The 15,614-nt window shown below is 71.7% G+C and carries 15 protein-coding genes; 6 read left to right on the forward strand and 9 right to left on the reverse strand.

Annotated features, from left to right (window positions below; all coding sequences use genetic code 11):
• Window positions 1–36 precede the first annotated feature (36 nt).
• The 3 genes from MXD57_RS11955 to nth all read right to left on the reverse strand — a co-directional run bounded on the left by MXD57_RS11955 (window position 37) and on the right by nth (window position 3,003).
• Window positions 37–1,236 carry a MarP family serine protease gene (locus tag MXD57_RS11955; RefSeq protein WP_250401342.1) on the reverse strand — a complete coding sequence of 400 codons (1,200 nt, stop codon included), beginning with the start codon at window positions 1,234–1,236 and terminating at the stop codon, window positions 37–39.
• Window positions 1,237–1,355: 119 nt separating this feature from the next.
• Window positions 1,356–2,051 (reverse strand): NUDIX hydrolase, encoded by a 696-nt coding sequence (locus MXD57_RS11960; RefSeq protein ID WP_250401343.1) that lies wholly within the window; start codon window positions 2,049–2,051, stop codon window positions 1,356–1,358.
• A gap of 52 nt (window positions 2,052–2,103) precedes the next feature.
• The gene (gene nth, locus MXD57_RS11965) at window positions 2,104–3,003 is read right to left on the reverse strand and encodes an endonuclease III (RefSeq protein WP_250401344.1); all 900 of its coding nucleotides are present in this window, start codon (window positions 3,001–3,003) and stop codon (window positions 2,104–2,106) included.
• Between the two features lie 369 nt (window positions 3,004–3,372).
• On the opposite strand from nth, the gene MXD57_RS11970 reads away from it, so the two are divergent.
• A complete protein-coding gene (locus MXD57_RS11970) occupies window positions 3,373–4,047 on the forward strand; it encodes a Crp/Fnr family transcriptional regulator (RefSeq protein ID WP_199211391.1) in 675 nt (224 codons plus the stop codon).
• Window positions 4,048–4,197: 150 nt separating this feature from the next.
• On the forward strand, window positions 4,198–5,028 hold the full coding sequence (locus tag MXD57_RS31500) for a nucleotidyltransferase domain-containing protein (RefSeq protein ID WP_284505430.1): 831 nt from the start codon (window positions 4,198–4,200) through the stop codon (window positions 5,026–5,028).
• A 37-nt stretch (window positions 5,029–5,065) separates the two neighbouring features.
• On the opposite strand, the gene MXD57_RS11980 is transcribed toward MXD57_RS31500, so the two are convergent.
• From MXD57_RS11980 to MXD57_RS11995, 4 genes are read right to left on the reverse strand one after another with little or no spacing between them, the layout of a single operon-like run.
• Complete coding sequence (locus MXD57_RS11980) at window positions 5,066–5,896, reverse strand: MBL fold metallo-hydrolase (protein ID WP_250401346.1); 831 nt, start codon at window positions 5,894–5,896, stop codon at window positions 5,066–5,068.
• A complete protein-coding gene (locus tag MXD57_RS11985; RefSeq protein ID WP_250401347.1) occupies window positions 5,893–6,822 on the reverse strand; it encodes an NUDIX hydrolase in 930 nt (309 codons plus the stop codon). The genes MXD57_RS11980 and MXD57_RS11985 overlap by 4 nt, the downstream gene beginning before the upstream one ends.
• A 57-nt stretch (window positions 6,823–6,879) precedes the next feature.
• Complete coding sequence (locus tag MXD57_RS11990; RefSeq protein WP_250401348.1) at window positions 6,880–7,344, reverse strand: RidA family protein; 465 nt, start codon at window positions 7,342–7,344, stop codon at window positions 6,880–6,882.
• Entirely contained in the window at window positions 7,341–7,505 is a 165-nt protein-coding gene (locus MXD57_RS11995; RefSeq protein ID WP_136744038.1) for a DUF4177 domain-containing protein, read from the reverse strand. The genes MXD57_RS11990 and MXD57_RS11995 overlap by 4 nt, the downstream gene beginning before the upstream one ends.
• A gap of 214 nt (window positions 7,506–7,719) precedes the next feature.
• Between MXD57_RS11995 and MXD57_RS12000 the strand changes: the two genes are divergently transcribed.
• Both MXD57_RS12000 and MXD57_RS12005 read left to right on the forward strand, forming a co-directional pair.
• The gene (locus MXD57_RS12000; RefSeq protein ID WP_250401349.1) at window positions 7,720–8,697 is read left to right on the forward strand and encodes an ArsA family ATPase; all 978 of its coding nucleotides are present in this window, start codon (window positions 7,720–7,722) and stop codon (window positions 8,695–8,697) included.
• The gene (locus MXD57_RS12005; RefSeq protein ID WP_250401350.1) at window positions 8,694–10,034 is read left to right on the forward strand and encodes an ArsA family ATPase; all 1,341 of its coding nucleotides are present in this window, start codon (window positions 8,694–8,696) and stop codon (window positions 10,032–10,034) included. Before MXD57_RS12000 ends, MXD57_RS12005 begins: the two co-directional genes overlap by 4 nt.
• Window positions 10,035–10,576: 542 nt before the next feature.
• On the opposite strand, the gene wblA is transcribed toward MXD57_RS12005, so the two are convergent.
• Window positions 10,577–10,915 carry a transcriptional regulator WblA gene (gene wblA / locus MXD57_RS12010; protein WP_250401422.1) on the reverse strand — a complete coding sequence of 113 codons (339 nt, stop codon included), beginning with the start codon at window positions 10,913–10,915 and terminating at the stop codon, window positions 10,577–10,579.
• A 534-nt stretch (window positions 10,916–11,449) separates the two neighbouring features.
• Here wblA and MXD57_RS12015 point away from each other — a divergent pair.
• Window positions 11,450–13,756, forward strand: coding sequence for a transglycosylase domain-containing protein (locus tag MXD57_RS12015; protein ID WP_250401351.1), 2,307 nt, complete (start codon window positions 11,450–11,452; stop codon window positions 13,754–13,756).
• A gap of 129 nt (window positions 13,757–13,885) precedes the next feature.
• On the opposite strand, the gene MXD57_RS12020 is transcribed toward MXD57_RS12015, so the two are convergent.
• A complete protein-coding gene (locus MXD57_RS12020) occupies window positions 13,886–14,353 on the reverse strand; it encodes a GatB/YqeY domain-containing protein (RefSeq protein ID WP_250401352.1) in 468 nt (155 codons plus the stop codon).
• Window positions 14,354–14,446: 93 nt separating this feature from the next.
• On the opposite strand from MXD57_RS12020, the gene MXD57_RS12025 reads away from it, so the two are divergent.
• Window positions 14,447–15,373, forward strand: a complete 927-nt coding sequence (locus MXD57_RS12025) for a metallophosphoesterase (protein ID WP_250401353.1) — start codon at window positions 14,447–14,449, stop codon at window positions 15,371–15,373.
• Window positions 15,374–15,614: the final 241 nt, after the last annotated feature.

The following is a 15,614-nucleotide window of genomic DNA, read 5'->3' on the forward strand; positions in this document are numbered from 1 at the left end:
CGGGCCCCACCGCGGCGGGTCCGCGCGGGCCCGGGATCACAGGGCGCAGCTGTCGGTACCCACCTGCTGGTTCGCCGTACGGCCCCGGGTGATGTCCTGCTGGATCTCGTCCGCCGTGAGGGCGTAGCCGGTGTCCGCGTCGTCGCGGGACTTGGCGAACACCACGCCGTAGACCCGGCCGTCGGGCGTGAGCAGCGGGCCGCCGGAGTTGCCCTGGCGGACGTTCGCGTACAGGGAGTACACGTCCCGGCCGACCGTGCCGCGGTGGTAGATGTCCGGGCCGTTGGCGGTGATGCGTCCGCGCACCCGCGCGGCTCGCACGTCGTAGGAGCCGTTCTCCGGGAATCCCGCGACGATCGCGCCGTCACCACCGGACGCGTCGTGGGTGCTGAACTTCAGGGCGGTCGCCGACAGGTCGGGGACGTCGAGGACGGCGATGTCGCGCTTCCAGTCGTACAGGACGACCCTCGCGTCGTACTTGCGGCCCACTCCGCCTATCTGGACGGTGGGCTCGTCGACGCCTCCGACGACGTGCGCGTTGGTCATGACACGCCGGTCGGCGAAGACGAAGCCGCTGCCCTCCAGGACCTTGCCGCAACTCTGCGCGGTGCCGGTGACCTTGACGATGGAGCGCTGGGCGCGCGTGGCGACCGCGCTCTTCGCCAGGGCCGGGTCGGGCGGCTCGACATCCTTGATCGGCTCGTTGGAGAAGGGGCTGAAGACCTGCGGGAAGCCGTTCTGGGCGAGGACCGAGGTGAAGTCCTGGAACCAGGTGTCGGCCTGCGCGGGCAGCGCCTCGGAGACGCCGAGCAGCACCTTGGAGTTGCGGACCTCCTTGCCCAGCGTCGGCAGGGTGGTCTGGGCGAGGGCGGAGCCGATCAGCCAGGCGACGAGCAGCATCGCGACGACGTTGACGAGCGCTCCCCCGGTGGCGTCCAGGGCGCGGGCCGGGGACCAGGTGATGTGGCGGCGCAACTTGTTGCCGAGATGGGTGGTCAGGGCCTGGCCGACGGAGGCGCAGACGATGACGATGACCACGGCGACGACCGCGGCGGTGGTGCCCACCTGGGAGTGGTCGGAGACGGCGTCCCAGATGGCGGGCAGCGTGTACACGGCGACGAGACCGCCGCCGAGGAACCCGATCACCGACAGGATGCCCACGACGAAGCCCTGGCGGTAGCCCACGACCGCGAACCACACGGCCGCGACCAGCAACAGGATGTCCAGCACGTTCACTGCTTCAGGCCTCGCCTACTCCACTCCGGTCCCAGCAGCCTCGGCCGGGGGTCCGAGGGCCCGCGGCGCGGCCGCCGGCGTCACTGCCCTCGGACGAACACAGCACGGGGATCACCCTGTCATGACCGCCAGTCGAGCGGGACCTGCTTGTCCCGGTCCCAGGGACGCTCCCAGCCCGCGTAGTGCAGCAGACGGTCGATCACTCCGGCGGTGAAACCCCAGACCAGGGTCGATTCGACCAGGAATGCCGGGCCCCGGTGGCCACTGGGGTGGACCGCCGTGGCCCGGTGGGCGGGCTCCGTGAGATCCGCCACGGAGACGGTGAAGACGCGGGCCGTCTCGTTGGGGTCCACGACGCCGACCGGGCTGGGTTCGCGCCACCAGCCGAGCACGGGGGTGACGACGAATTCACTGACCGGGATGTAGAGCGCCGGCAGCACGCCGAAGAGCTGCACGCCGGACGGGTCGAGGCCGGTCTCCTCCTCGGCCTCGCGCAGCGCGGCCCTGAGCGGCCCGTCGCCCTCCGGATCGCCGTCCTCCGGGTCGAGGGCGCCGCCCGGGAAGGACGGCTGGCCGGCGTGGGAGCGCAGGGAGCCGGCCCGCTCCATGAGCAGCAGCTCCGGGCCGCGCTCGCCCTCGCCGAAGAGGATCAGCACGGCCGACTGCCGTCCCGAGCCGTTCTCCGGCGGCAGGAAGCGGCTGAGCTGGAGCGGCTGGATCGTCCGCGCCGCCCGCACCACCGGGTCCAGCCAGTCGGGCAGGCCCTCCTCGCTCAGTGTCACCGGCCCCTTGTGCGTGTCGCGCGTGTGCGTCATCGCCACCCCCGTCCTGCCGTGTCCAACGCCCGGGCGCACCGGGATCGTTCCGTCATCCGGACCCCAGCGGCGGCGCGGGCCTGCCACCGGCGTCGAGGTAGGCCCGCGGCGGCTTCAGGCGCTGGCCCGGGAGGCCGCCCTTCTCGTACTTCAGGAGCTTCCTCGCCTTCTCCGGGTCGGTCTCGCCCTCGCCGTAGGCCGGGCACAGCGGGGCGATCGGGCAGGCGCCGCAGGCGGGCCTGCGGGCGTGGCAGATGCGGCGGCCGTGCCAGATCACGTGGTGGGAGAGGTCGGTCCAGTCGCTCTTGGGGAACAGCGCGCCCACGGCCGCCTCGATCTTGTCGGGGTCGGTCTCACCGGTCCACTTCCAGCGCCTCACCAGCCGCTGGAAGTGCGTGTCCACGGTGATCCCCGGCCTTCCGAAGGCGTTGCCCAGGACCACGAAGGCGGTCTTGCGGCCGACTCCGGGCAGCTTGACCAGGTCCTCCAGCCTGCCGGGCACCTCGCCGCCGAAGTCCTCGGCGAGGGCCTTCGAGAGCCCTATGACCGACCTGGTCTTGGCCCGGAAGAAACCGCAGGGGCGCAGGATCTCCTCGACCTTCTCCGGGTCGGCCACCGCGAGGTCCTCGGGCGTGGGGTACTCGGCGAAGAGCGCCGGGGTGGTCTGGTTGACCCGCAGGTCGGTGGTCTGGGCCGACAGGACAGTGGCGACCAGGAGCTGGAAGGGATCGTCGAAGTCCAGCTCAGGGTGGGCGTAGGGGTAGACCTCGGCGAGTTCGCGGTTGATGCGGCGGGCACGGCGGACGAGCGCGGTGCGAGACTCCCCGGCCGGAGACTTCGCGGCCGTCTTCTTCACGGGCGCGGCCTTCTTCACCGGCGCGGCCTTCCGCGCCGATGCTGCCCTTTTCGCCGGCGCCGCCTTCCCGGCCGCCTCCGCCTTCTTGGCCGTCACCGCCTTCTTGGCGGCCGCCGCTCTCCCGGCCGGAGCGTCCTTTTCATCCGCTTTGCCGCTTTTACTACTACCGCCGGAGCTCTGTTCGCCCACAGCGGAATCACGACGCACGACCACCCGTGCAGCCCCCTTGCCCTGTGCTCTCACCGGCGTTTTGGACACCCGGCCAGCCTAAAGCCCGGCACCGACATCCGCCCCGGACCCGGAGGATCGGCCCCCGATTGGACCCCTGCCGCGTACCCCGGGACATCTGTGCGGCATCCTTGTGACAGATCACACTGTTTGGACCGCCCGGCAAAACGGGGAACACGGTCCCCTGGTACACAGGGGATCATGGTCCCCTGAGCAGGTCGACAAGGGAGAGTACTCGTGGACGACGTTCTGCGGCGCAATCCGCTTTTCGCGGCGCTCGACGACGAGCAGGCCGCGGAGCTCCGCGCCTCCATGAGTGAGGTGACCCTCGCGCGCGGTGACTCGCTGTTCCACGAGGGCGACCCCGGTGACCGGCTGTATGTCGTCACCGAGGGCAAGGTCAAGCTGCACCGCACCTCTCCCGACGGCCGCGAGAACATGCTCGCCGTCGTCGGCCCCAGCGAGCTGATCGGCGAGCTGTCGCTGTTCGACCCGGGCCCGCGCACCGCGACCGCCACCGCGCTCACCGAGGTCAAGCTGCTCGCCCTCGGCCACGGCGACCTCCAGCCCTGGCTGAACGTGCGTCCGGAGGTGGCCGGGGCCCTGCTGCGCGCCGTCGCCCGGCGGCTGCGCAAGACCAACGACGCCATGTCCGACCTGGTCTTCTCGGACGTTCCCGGCCGTGTCGCGCGGGCCCTGCTGGACCTCTCCCGCCGTTTCGGCGTGCAGTCCGAGGAGGGCATCCACGTCGTCCACGACCTCACCCAGGAGGAGCTGGCCCAGCTCGTCGGCGCCTCGCGCGAGACCGTGAACAAGGCGCTGGCCGACTTCGCCGGGCGCGGGTGGCTCCGGCTGGAGGCGCGGGCCGTGATCCTGCTCGACGTGGAGCGCCTGGCCAAGCGGTCCCGCTGACCACGCACACACGCACGTGGGGCCCCGCCGTACGGCGGGGCCTTTCCGCGTGCCCCGCGGGCCGGGCGACGGCGTGCCGTCAGAGCGCGGCCCGGCCGAAGCGGCGGTAAATCACCTGCTCCGGCGGCCCGGGCCGGGCACAGTGGAGCCATGCCCGACACCGTTCACCGTCCAGGACTCGACGCCCGGGGCTACTTCGTCCGCGAGGGCTCCCTCGCGCGCGTGCCGGACGCGTTCCGTCCGGTCGTGGCCGCCACGCGCGACCGGCTGCCCGAACTCCTCGGGGCGCGGCTGCACAGCGCCTACCTCTACGGGTCGATCCCGCGCGGCACCGCGCGCGTGGGACGCAGCGACCTCGATCTGCTGCTGGCGCTGCGCGAGGAGCCGACGGAGGCCGACCGGGAGACCGTCCGGGCCTTCGGCGAGGCCCTCGACGAGGAGTTTGTGCAGATCGACGGGGTGGGCACGCTGCTGTACGGCCGGGCTCGGCTGCTGAGCGACCTGGAGCGGCACGACATGGGCTGGTTCGTGGCCTGCCTGTGCACTCCGCTGCTCGGGGACGACCTCGCCGCGCACCTGCCCCGGTACCGGCCCGACTCCCTGCTGGCCCGGGAGACCAACGGCGACCTCGCCCTGCTGCTGCCGCGCTGGCGCGAGCGGATCGCCCGGGCGGCGGACACCGAGGAGGCCCGGCGGCCGCTCGTCCGTTTCATGTCCCGGCACCTGGTGCGCACCGGTTTCACCCTCGTCATGCCCCGCTGGCAGGGCTGGACCAGCGACCTGCGTGAGATGGCCGCGGCGTTCGGCGCCCACCGTCCCGAGCGGGCCGCGCAGATGCGCCGGGCCGCGGAGTACGGCTACGAGCCCGTCGGCGACCCGGAGGTACTGCGGTCGTACGTGGACGACCTCGGCCCCTGGCTCGCCGCGGAGTACGCGCGCGTGCACGGTGTGAAGGCTCCCCGCCCCGAGGACCGGCCCTGAGCCGCCCCGCGCCGACGAGAAGCCCGCCGCGGGCCCGCTATATGAGCCCGTGCTCGCCCAGGTATTCCATCTGGGCCCGCACCGACAGCTCCGCCGCCGGCCACAGGGAGCGGTCCACGTCGGCGTAGACGTGGGCGACGACCTGCGCCGGGGTGCGGTAGCCGTCCTCGACGGCCGTCTCGACCTGGGCGAGGCGGTGGGCGCGGTGGGCGAGGTAGAACTCGACGGCCCCCTGGGCGTCCTCCAGGACCGGCCCGTGGCCCGGCAGGACCGTGTGGACGCCGTCGTCCACGGTGAGGGAGCGCAGGCGGCGCAGGGAGTCCAGGTAGTCGCCGAGGCGGCCGTCCGGATGGGCCACGACGGTCGTGCCGCGCCCGAGGACGGTGTCCCCGGTCAGCACCGCCCGGTCGGCCGGGAGGTGGAAGCACAGCGAGTCCGCGGTGTGCCCGGGCGTCGGTACGACACGCAGTTCCAGTCCGCCGACCGTGATCACCTCGCCGGCGGCCAGACCCTCGTCACCGAGCCGCAGCGCCGGATCGAGGGCCCGCACGCGCGTGCGGGTCAGTTCGGCGAACCGGGCGGCGCCCTCAGCGTGGTCGGGGTGGCCGTGGGTGAGCAGCGTGAGGGCTATGCGCCTGCCGGCCTGCTCCGCCGTGTCCACGACGGCGCTCAGGTGGCCGTCGTCCAGCGGCCCCGGGTCGATCACCACGGCCAGGTCGGAGTCGGGCTCGGCGACGATCCAGGTGTTGGTGCCGTCCAGGGTCATCGCGGAGGCGTTGGGCGCGAGCACGTTGACGGCGCGTTCGGTCGCCGGCCCCGTGAGGACACCGCCCCGGGGTTGACCGGGCAGGGCTGCCGCGTCCGTCATGCGGGGCCTCCTGAGCCGCTCGGAGCCGTACCCTCGCGTTCCGTCCCCGGTCCCCCGCCGACGGCCGTCCCACGCGTCGGGACGTGCTTGGTGAACTCGTCGTGCCCGGGCCAGGACAGGACGATCTCGCCATCCACCAGACGGGCCCGGGCCAGCACCGGGGTCATGTCGCGCGCCGGCGCCGCCGCGAGCGCCCCTGCCGCCGTGCCGTACGGCAGTAGCTGGCGCAGAGTGGCGACGGTGGGCGGCATCATCAGCAGCTCGCCCTTGTCGTAGCCGGCCGCGGCCTCCTCGGGGCGGATCCACACCGTGCGGTCGGCCTCCGTGGAGGCGTTGCGGGTCCGCTGGCCCTCGGGCAGGACGGCCACGAAGAACCAGGTGTCGTAGCGGCGGGACTCGAACTCCGGGGTGATCCAGCGGGTCCAGGCGCCCAGCAGGTCGGAGCGGAGCACCAGGCTGCGGCGGTCCAGGAACTCGGCGAAGGACAGCTCGCGCGCGACCAGGGCGGCGCGGTCCGCCTCCCAGTCGTCCCCGGTGGTGTCCCCGACGACCGAGCCGGCGTCGGGGCCGGCGAGCAGCACCCCCGCCTCCTCGTACGTCTCCCGCACGGCGGCGCAGACGACGGCCTGGGCGCCGCTCTCGTCGACGCCCAGCCGCTCGGCCCACCACGCGCGCGTGGGGCCGGCCCAGCGGACCAGGCGGTCGTCGTCGCGCGGGTCGACACCACCGCCGGGGTACGCGTACGCGCCTCCGGCGAAGGCCATGGAGGCGCGTCTGCGCAGCATGTGGACGGCCGGGCCGGCCGGGGTGTCCTTCAGGAGCAGCACGGTGGCCGCACGCTTCGGGGACACCGGTACGAGGGTGCCGTCCGCGAGCGCGCGGATGCGGTCGGGCCACTCCGGTGGGTACCACTGACCGTTCGCCATGGCCGGAGGCTATCCCGTGTAGGGCGAATGTTCGAGGGGCGCCCGAGGCCGGAGGGGCTACTGGGCCAGCTCGACCTGGATCTCGACCTCCACCGGGGCGTCCAGCGGCAGCACCGCGACGCCGACCGCGCTGCGGGCGTGCACGCCCTTGTCGCCGAGCACCTCGCCGAGCAGCTCGCTGGCACCGTTGACGACGCCGGGCTGCGCGGTGAAGTCCGCCGCCGAGGCGACGAAGCCGACGACCTTCACCACGCGCGCGATGCGGTCCAGGTCGCCGGTGACGGACTTCACGGCGGCCAGCGCGTTCAGCGCGCAGGTGCGGGCCAGCTCCTTGGCCTCCTCGGCCGTGACCTCGGCGCCCACCTTGCCGGTGACCGGCAGCTTGCCCTCCACCATCGGGAGCTGGCCGGCGGTGTAGACGTACACACCGGACCGCACGGCCGGCTGGTACGAGGCCAGCGGCGGTACGACCTCCGGCAGGGTCAGGCCCAGTTCGGCCAGCTTCTCCTCGACCGCGCTCATGCCTGCTTCTCCCGCTTCAGGTAGGCCACGAGCTGCTCGGGGTTGTTGGGCCCGGGCACGACCTGCACGAGCTCCCAGCCGTCCTCGCCCCAGGTGTCCAGGATCTGCTTCGTGGCATGGACGAGCAGCGGCACGGTCGCGTATTCCCACTTCTTGGTCATGGGCCGACTGTATCCGCTGTGGTCACCCGGGCAGGCGGCCGACCACGGGCTTCCGCGCCCACCGCGGGTACCGGACGTGCGGCGGCGGACACCGGGACGCACGGTCGGCGGCCCGGACACGAGGGCGGCGCTCGCGGGTCCCGGGGCCGATCGGGAGGGCCGTTGTCCACAGCCTCCCGCGTGACTGTCGGCCGGACTGGTTAGTCTCGAATACGTGAGCAGGCTCCAGGTCGTCAGCGGCAAGGGCGGGACCGGCAAGACGACGGTCGCCGCCGCACTCGCGCTGGCCCTCGCGACCGAGGGGAAGCGGACGCTTCTCGTGGAGGTCGAGGGCCGGCAGGGCATCGCACAGCTCTTCGAGACAGATGCGCTGCCCTACGAGGAACGGAAGATCGCGGTCGCACCCGGTGGCGGGGAGGTGTACGCCCTCGCCATCGACCCCGAACTCGCCCTTCTGGACTACCTCCAGATGTTCTACAAGCTCGGCGGCGCGGGCCGGGCGCTGAAGAAGCTCGGCGCGATCGACTTCGCCACCACGATCGCGCCCGGGCTCAGGGACGTCCTGCTGACCGGGAAGGCGTGCGAGGCGGTCCGCCGCAAGGACAAGGCGGGCCGGTTCATCTACGACTACGTCGTGATGGACGCGCCGCCCACCGGGCGCATCACCCGGTTCCTCAACGTCAACGACGAGGTCGCCGGGCTCGCGAAGATCGGCCCGATACACAATCAGGCGCAGGCGGTGATGCGGGTGCTCAAGTCGCCGGAGACGGCGGTGCACCTGGTGACCCTGCTGGAGGAGATGCCCGTCCAGGAGACCGCCGACGGGATCGCCGAACTCCGCGCGGCGCGGCTGCCGGTGGGCCGGGTCATCGTGAACATGGTCCGGCCCCGGGTGCTGGACGCGGCGGACCTGGAACTGGTCCGGACCGTGCCGCGCACCTCCGTCGCGCGGGCCCTGTCGGCCGCCGGCCTCGGCGGGGCGCGGCGCGGCGGGCACGCCGAGCGACTGGTGGACCCGCTGCTGGGCCAGGCCGCGGAGTACGCCGAGCGGTACGCGCTGGAGCAGGAGCAGCGCGCCGTCCTCGGCGAACTGGAGCTGCCGCTGCACGAACTGCCTCTGCTCGCCGAGGGCATGGACCTCGCGGGCCTGTACGAACTCGCCACCGAGCTGCGGAAGCAGGGGTTGTCATGAGTCCCGACCCGGCCGAGGCGCAGGACGCCGCCCGACCTCACCTCTCCCCCGCGCGCGTGCTGGACGTCGATCCGCTGCTGGACGACCCGGACACCCGGATCGTGGTGTGCTGCGGCTCGGGCGGCGTCGGCAAGACGACGACCGCCGCGGCGCTGGGCCTGCGGGCGGCCGAGCGGGGCCGCAAGGTGGTCGTCCTCACCATCGACCCGGCTCGCCGGCTCGCCCAGTCGATGGGCATCGACTCGCTCGACAACGTGCCCCGGCGGGTCAAGGGCACCGAGGGCGACGGCGAGCTGCACGCGATGATGCTCGACATGAAGCGCACCTTCGACGAGGTCGTGGAGGCGCACGCGGACCGGGAGCGGGCGACCGCGATCCTGTCGAACCCCTTCTACCAGTCGCTCTCCGCGGGCTTCGCCGGCACGCAGGAGTACATGGCGATGGAGAAGCTGGGGCAGCTCCGCGCGAGGGACGAGTGGGACCTGATCGTGGTCGACACCCCGCCGTCCCGCTCGGCGCTGGACTTCCTGGACGCGCCCAAGCGGCTCGGTTCCTTCCTGGACGGCCGGCTGATCCGTCTGCTGACCGCCCCGGCCAAGCTGGGCGGCCGCGCGGGAATGGCCTTCCTCAACGTCGGCATGTCGATGATGACCGGCACCCTGGGCAAGCTGCTGGGCGGTCAGCTGCTGAAGGACGTGCAGACGTTCGTGGCCGCGATGGACACCACCTTCGGCGGCTTCCGTACCCGCGCGGACGCCACGTACAAGCTGCTCCAGGCGCCCGGCACGGCGTTCCTGGTGGTGGCGGCGCCGGAGCGGGACGCACTGCGTGAGGCGGCGTACTTCGTGGAGCGGCTGGACGCGGAGGACATGCCGCTGATGGGACTGGTGCTCAACCGGGTCCACGGCAGCGGCGCCGGCCGGCTGTCGGCGGAGCGGGCGCTCGACGCCGCGGAAAATCTTCAGGACCCCCGCATTGTGGATCAGGGGGACGGGAAAGCTGGACTTCGTAACTCCCCCGAGACACAAGGCAGTTCAGAATCTCCCACCGCCTCGCCAACCGCTCCGGACGACGGCTCCCCCGCCGGCACCGACGACGGCTCCCCCGCCGCGGACCCGGAGCGGACCGTGGAACAGCTCACCGCCGGCCTGCTGAGGCTGCACGCCGAGCGTATGCAGTTGCTCTCCCGCGAGCAGCGCACGCGCGACCGCTTCCTCGCCCGCCATCCCGAAGTGGCGGTCGTCGAGGTGCCCGCGCTGCCCGGCGACGTGCACGATCTGACGGGTCTGCGCGACATCGGCGACCGGCTGGCGGCGGGGCGTACGGAACTGTCGTAGCGCGGACCGGGAGAGGCGTGCGCGCGTGACGGCTCTGCGCGCGCTCCTCGGGGCGTGCACGTAGCCGTCACACACCTCGGGCGTGCACGGAACTTCACGTGCCGCGTGGCGCTCGTGCCGGGCGCGTCGCGCTCGTGGCGGACGCGCGGGCAACGCGCCTGGCGCACGCAGGTGTGTCGCGCGCCCGACGCTCGTGACCGGCGCATGCGCCGCCCGCTCGGACGACGGGCACGCATGGGTCGCGGGCGCTCGCCGCCCACGCCCCACCGGAAAGCCGGCACTGCGGCGCCTTGTCACCGCAGCGACGGACCACCCTCACTCCGGCAGGCCGCCCTCACCCTGGCAGGCCACCCCTCACCCCGACGGACCACTGCCGCTCGCCGGACTGGTGGCCACCTGCCCATCGGGATCGCCACAACCGGCACGCGCCCGCCGGCCGGGGCGGCGCCGAGGCCACTGCTCGAGTGACCTCCGTCCTGACCACACCCGCATCGACCGCCCATGCCCCGAGTGGGCCTGGGCGACACCAGGGGCATGTGCCCTCAGCCGACCGCCGCGTAGCTCTCGTACACCTCGTCACTGTCGAGGGCCACGATGCCCGTGCCGCGCTCGTACTCCGAGCGTGCGGTCTCCAGCAGCCTGCGCCAGGAGGTCACGGTGGGCCGCCGGCGCAGCAGGGCGCGGCGCTCACGCTCCGTCATGCCTCCCCACACGCCGAACTCGACGCGATTGTCCAGCGCATCGGCCAGACATTCGGTGCGTACCGGGCATCCGGTGCACACCGCCTTGGCCCGGTTCTGCGCTGCTCCCTGCACGAACAGTTCATCCGGATCGGTAGTGCGGCAAGCAGCCTGCGCACTCCAGTCGGTTACCCAGCCCATACCGGCGCCGTCCTCTCCCGAATCGAGGCTCCCCCACGGCGGCAGCGGCATATTCACCGCCGCCAGTTGAGGACGTTACGGAAGGCGGAGACAGCGCAACACCTCCTTCGGGCCCAATCTTGAATGGCCCGAACGGACTATGGGTAAGCGGCAGATCACCCGGGGGAGTGAGCTGACGACATGCGCGACCATCCCGGCATACCGGGACGGCTGTAGCGCGCCACACCGGGCGCCGAGTGACACACAAGGCGGAATCGGACACGGCCCGCCGAAAATTCTGGGCTACTTCCGGAACGATTCGGGTTCGCCGGACGTATTGATGTGTGGCCGCGCCGCCGTGACAGTTGTGAACAGCTTAGGCCAAGGCCTGTGCGCCTGTCCGGCGAATGAGAACGTAGGCCACTGCTCTGCCATGCCGTGGCGGAAGCCGCGCGCCGCCGCGCCCACGGCGCGCACGTCACGATCCGGCACCCGAACATCCCGACGAAGGGCCGCTCCCTCGGAACGCTCATGAGTACGGATTAGGCTGCCCCCATGGCAAAGAAGCGCTCGAGCGGCGGCCTGTCGGCAACGCAGCAGGCCGCCAAGTTCCTCGGTGTCAGTGTGCTCGCGGGAGCCGTGATGGCGGGCATCGCGCTGCCCGCGGCCGGCGCGCTGGGCCTCGCGGCCAAGGGCTCGGTCAAGGGCTTCGACGAGATCCCGGCCAACCTCAAGAGCCCCCAGCTCAGCCAGCGCACGACCATACTGGACAGCCAGGGGGACCAGATCGCGACCGTCTACTCCCGTGACCGCACGGTGGTGGACCTCAAGAAGATCTCGCCGTACATGCAGAAGGCGATCGTCGCGATCGAGGACTCGCGCTTCTACAAGCACGGCGCGATCGACCTCAAGGGCGTGCTGCGCGCCCTGAACAAGAACGCGCAGAGCGGCGGCGTCTCCCAGGGCGCCTCCACACTCACCCAGCAGCTCGTGAAGAACTACTTCATCGAGGAGGCCGGTGACGACCCGACGAAGGTCGCCGAGGCCACCCAGCAGACCCTGGGCCGCAAGGTCCGGGAGCTGAAGTACGCGATCCAGATCGAGGAGAAGCTCGGCAAGAAGAAGATCCTCGAGAACTACCTGAACATCACCTTCTTCGGCGAGCAGGCCTACGGCGTCGAGGCGGCCGCCCAGCGCTACTTCTCCAAGCACGCCCAGGACCTGAACCTCCAGGAGTCGGCCCTGCTGGCCGGCATCGTGCAGTCCCCGAGCCGCTACGACCCGGTGAACGACGAGGCCGAGGCCACCAAGCGGCGCAACACGGTGCTGCAGCGCATGGCGGAGGTCGGCAACGTCTCCCAGGCGGAGGCGGACCGGGCGAAGGAGCAGCCGCTCGGGCTGCACGTCAGCCAGCCGAAGAACGGCTGCATCACCGCCACCAGGGGCGCCGCGTTCTTCTGCAAGTACGTGGAGCACCTCTTCCTCACCGACCCGACCTTCGGCAAGACCCGCGAGGCGCGCGCCAAGCTCTGGAACCGCGGCGGTCTGACCATCCGTACGACGCTCGACCCGCAGGCCCAGGACTCCGTCCAGGCGTCGCTGAAGGAGCACGTCTACAAGTCCGACAAGGTCGCCGCGGCCGCCACACTGGTCGAACCCGGCACCGGCAAGGTACTGGCCATGGGTCAGTCGAAGCCGTTCGGCTACGGCAACAACGAGACGGAGTACAACTTCTCGGTCAACCGGGACCTGGGCGGCTCGAACTACGGCTTCCCGACCGGCTCGACGTTCAAGCCGTTCGTGGCGGCGGCCGCGATCGAGGGCGGCAAGCCCGCGACGCAGGAGTACTCGGCGCCCTACAAGATGAACTATCCGAGCCCTGTCCAGCGGTGCAGCAGCAATCCGTACGTCAACACCAAGAACGAGACCGTCGAGAACGAGAACGAGTCGGAGAAGGGCCCGTACCGCATGAAGGAGGCGATGGCCAAGTCCATCAACACCTACTTCGTGCAGCTCATCTCCGACATCGGCCTGTGCCCGGTGGTGAAGATGACCGACGCGCTGCACGTGGTCCAGGGTGACGGCTCGAAGCTCCCGGAGACCCCGTCGATCGCCCTCGGCTCGATCGGCCTCTCCCCGCTGACCATGGCAAGCGCCTACGCCACCTTCGCCTCCCGAGGGATGTACTGCTCGCCGGTCGCCATCGAGTCGATCGTCCAGAAGGTCGGCACCGAGCAGAACTCGCTCGAGGTGCCCAAGTCCACCTGCTCACGCGCGATGAGCGAGAAGACCGCCGACACGGTCAACACCCTGCTGCGCGGTGTGGTCGACTCCGGTACCGGCCAGGAGGCGGGCCTGAACGACCGGGAGAGCGCGGGCAAGACGGGTACGACCGACGAGCGCAAGAACGCCTGGTTCGTCGGCTACACCCCCAACATGTCCGGTGCGGTCTGGGTGGGCAGCGCCAAGCAGAACGTGAAGATGACCGGAATCAGGATCGGCGGTGTCTACCGCGATCTCGTCTTCGGTGGTCAGGTCCCCGGGCCGATCTGGCGGGACGCCATGGCCGGCGCCCTCTCCGGCAAGGACGCCCCGGACTTCCAGTTGGTCGACATTCCCGACGACCAGGGGGACGGTGGTGACCAGGGAAAAGGCGATCGGGGGGGACGCGGCAGGAAAGGGGGCAACCCGGGGGGAGCACTCGGGGGCCTGATCGCCGGACTGACAAACGGGGGAACAAGCCAGGGCGGTGACACCGGCGGCACCGTCCCGACCCCGACCTTCTCCCTCCCCGACAACCTCATCGAGGGCCAGACCAACGGCGGCACGCACGGGAACGGCAACGGGGGACGCCGGGGGTAGTCCCGCCCCGTGACCGTGCCCCGGTGGCAGCCTCTCCGCGACCCGGTGGCGGTGAGACGGCGGGGCCGCGCCCTCTCGTCGAGGGTGCGGCCCCGCCGTCGTGCGCGTGGCGGCGGACGGCCGGGCGTCTCAGCCCTGCAGCAGCTTCTTCACCGCCGCGGCGACGCGGCCGCCCTCGGCCTGGCCGGCCACCTTCGGGTTCACGATCTTCATCACGGCGCCCATGGCCCGCGGCCCCTCGGCGCCGCCCGCCTTCGCCTCCTCGACGGCCTGGGCGACGATCGCGTTCAGCTCGTCGTCGCTGAGCGGCTTCGGCAGGTACGCGGCGAGGACCTCCCCCTCCGCCTTCTCCCGCTCGGCCTGCTGGGCGCGGCCACCCTGCGCGAAGGCCTCGGCCGCCTCACGGCGCTTCTTCGCCTCGCGGGTGATCACCTTCTGCACCTCGTCGTCGGAGAGCTCGCGCTTCTCCTTGCCCGCGACCTCCTCCTTGGTGATCGCGGTGAGGGTCAGCCGGAGCGTCGAGGAGCGGAGCTCGTCGCGCTCCTTGATCGCGGCGTTGAGGTCGTCCTGCAGCTTCGACTTGAGCGTGGTGGTCATGGGGTCGATTCTCTCAGGTACCGGGGCGCGGACGCCCACCGATTTAGCGGGCGGGCGGTCCCGGGCCCACCGCCGGTCTGACACGATGGTCGTATGCGCGCGCGATACGGAGTACCCCTGGGAATCATGGCGGCCGGCGCCGCCGGAGTGGCCTACGCGGCGGGCTTCGAGGCCCGCTCCTTCCGCCTCCGCCGAGTGACGGTCCCGGTCCTCCCGCCGGGCATGGGTCCGCTGCGCGTGCTCCAGGTCTCCGACATCCACATGGTGCGCGGTCAGCGCAAGAAGCAGCGCTGGCTGCAGTCGCTGGCCGGGCTGCGCCCGGACTTCGTGATCAACACGGGCGACAACCTCTCCGACCCCGACGGCGTCCCCGAGGTGCTCGACGCGCTCGGCCCGCTGATGGAGTTCCCCGGCGCGTACGTCTTCGGCTCCAACGACTACTACGGCCCGAGGCTCCGCAACCCCGCCCGCTACCTGCTGGAGAAGGCGAGCGGCCGGCACGGCCTGAACGGCAACCCGCCCGCCGTGGGCGTGATCCACAACCCGTGGGAGGACATCAGGGACGGCTTCGACGCGGCAGGCTGGCTGAACCTGACGAACACCCGGGGCGCCCTGAAGGTCGAGGGCGTGTCGATCGGGCTGACCGGCCTGGACGACCCGCACATCAAGCGCGACCGCTACGCGCAGGTGGCGGGCGGCCCCTCCGGCTCGCACGACTTCTCGATGGGCGTCGTCCACGCCCCCTATCTGCGCGTCCTCGACTCCTTCACGGCGGACGACTACCCCCTGGTCCTGGCCGGCCACACCCACGGCGGCCAGCTCTGCATCCCCTTCTACGGCGCCCTGGTCACCAACTGCGACCTGGACGCGGACCGCGTGAAGGGCCTGTCCCGGCACACGGCGGAGGGCCGCACGGCGTTCCTGCACGTCTCGGCGGGCTGCGGCACCAACCGCTACACCCCCGTCCGCTTCGCCTGCCCCCCGGAGGCGACGCTGCTGACGCTGGTGGGGCGGGAGTAGGACACGGGGCGGGGCGCTCCTGGGAGCCCTCTCCCCTTCCCCGAGGGCGGCGAGGGCGACGGCGACGGCGACGGCAGGGGATCACCTGAAACGCGAACGGTGACCCGCCGCGCAACGGCGGACCGCCCCCGACCGCCGGCCCCCCACGCGATGCTCCACCGCAACTCGGTGGTCCAGGGCGAAGCGGTGGTCCACGGCGGACGCGAACCCGTTCGGACTGCCCCAAATGGCCCCATTGGTA

The sequence above is a fragment of the Streptomyces cellostaticus genome, from assembly GCF_023630175.1.
GTDB lineage: Bacteria > Actinomycetota > Actinomycetes > Streptomycetales > Streptomycetaceae > Streptomyces > Streptomyces cellostaticus_A.

Coding starts and splice junctions, on each gene's coding strand:
- MXD57_RS11960 (WP_250401343.1), bottom strand. CDS start 2,051: ATGACGCACACGCGCGACACGCACAAGGGGCCGGTGACACTGAGCGAG.
- MXD57_RS12025 (WP_250401353.1), top strand. CDS start 14,447: ATGCGCGCGCGATACGGAGTACCCCTGGGAATCATGGCGGCCGGCGCC.
- MXD57_RS12015 (WP_250401351.1), top strand. CDS start 11,450: ATGGCAAAGAAGCGCTCGAGCGGCGGCCTGTCGGCAACGCAGCAGGCC.
- wblA (WP_250401422.1), bottom strand. CDS start 10,915: ATGGGCTGGGTAACCGACTGGAGTGCGCAGGCTGCTTGCCGCACTACC.
- MXD57_RS12020 (WP_250401352.1), bottom strand. CDS start 14,353: ATGACCACCACGCTCAAGTCGAAGCTGCAGGACGACCTCAACGCCGCG.
- MXD57_RS11985 (WP_250401347.1), bottom strand. CDS start 6,822: ATGGCGAACGGTCAGTGGTACCCACCGGAGTGGCCCGACCGCATCCGC.
- MXD57_RS11990 (WP_250401348.1), bottom strand. CDS start 7,344: ATGAGCGCGGTCGAGGAGAAGCTGGCCGAACTGGGCCTGACCCTGCCG.
- MXD57_RS11995 (WP_136744038.1), bottom strand. CDS start 7,505: ATGACCAAGAAGTGGGAATACGCGACCGTGCCGCTGCTCGTCCATGCC.
- MXD57_RS11980 (WP_250401346.1), bottom strand. CDS start 5,896: ATGACGGACGCGGCAGCCCTGCCCGGTCAACCCCGGGGCGGTGTCCTC.
- MXD57_RS31500 (WP_284505430.1), top strand. CDS start 4,198: ATGCCCGACACCGTTCACCGTCCAGGACTCGACGCCCGGGGCTACTTC.
- MXD57_RS12005 (WP_250401350.1), top strand. CDS start 8,694: ATGAGTCCCGACCCGGCCGAGGCGCAGGACGCCGCCCGACCTCACCTC.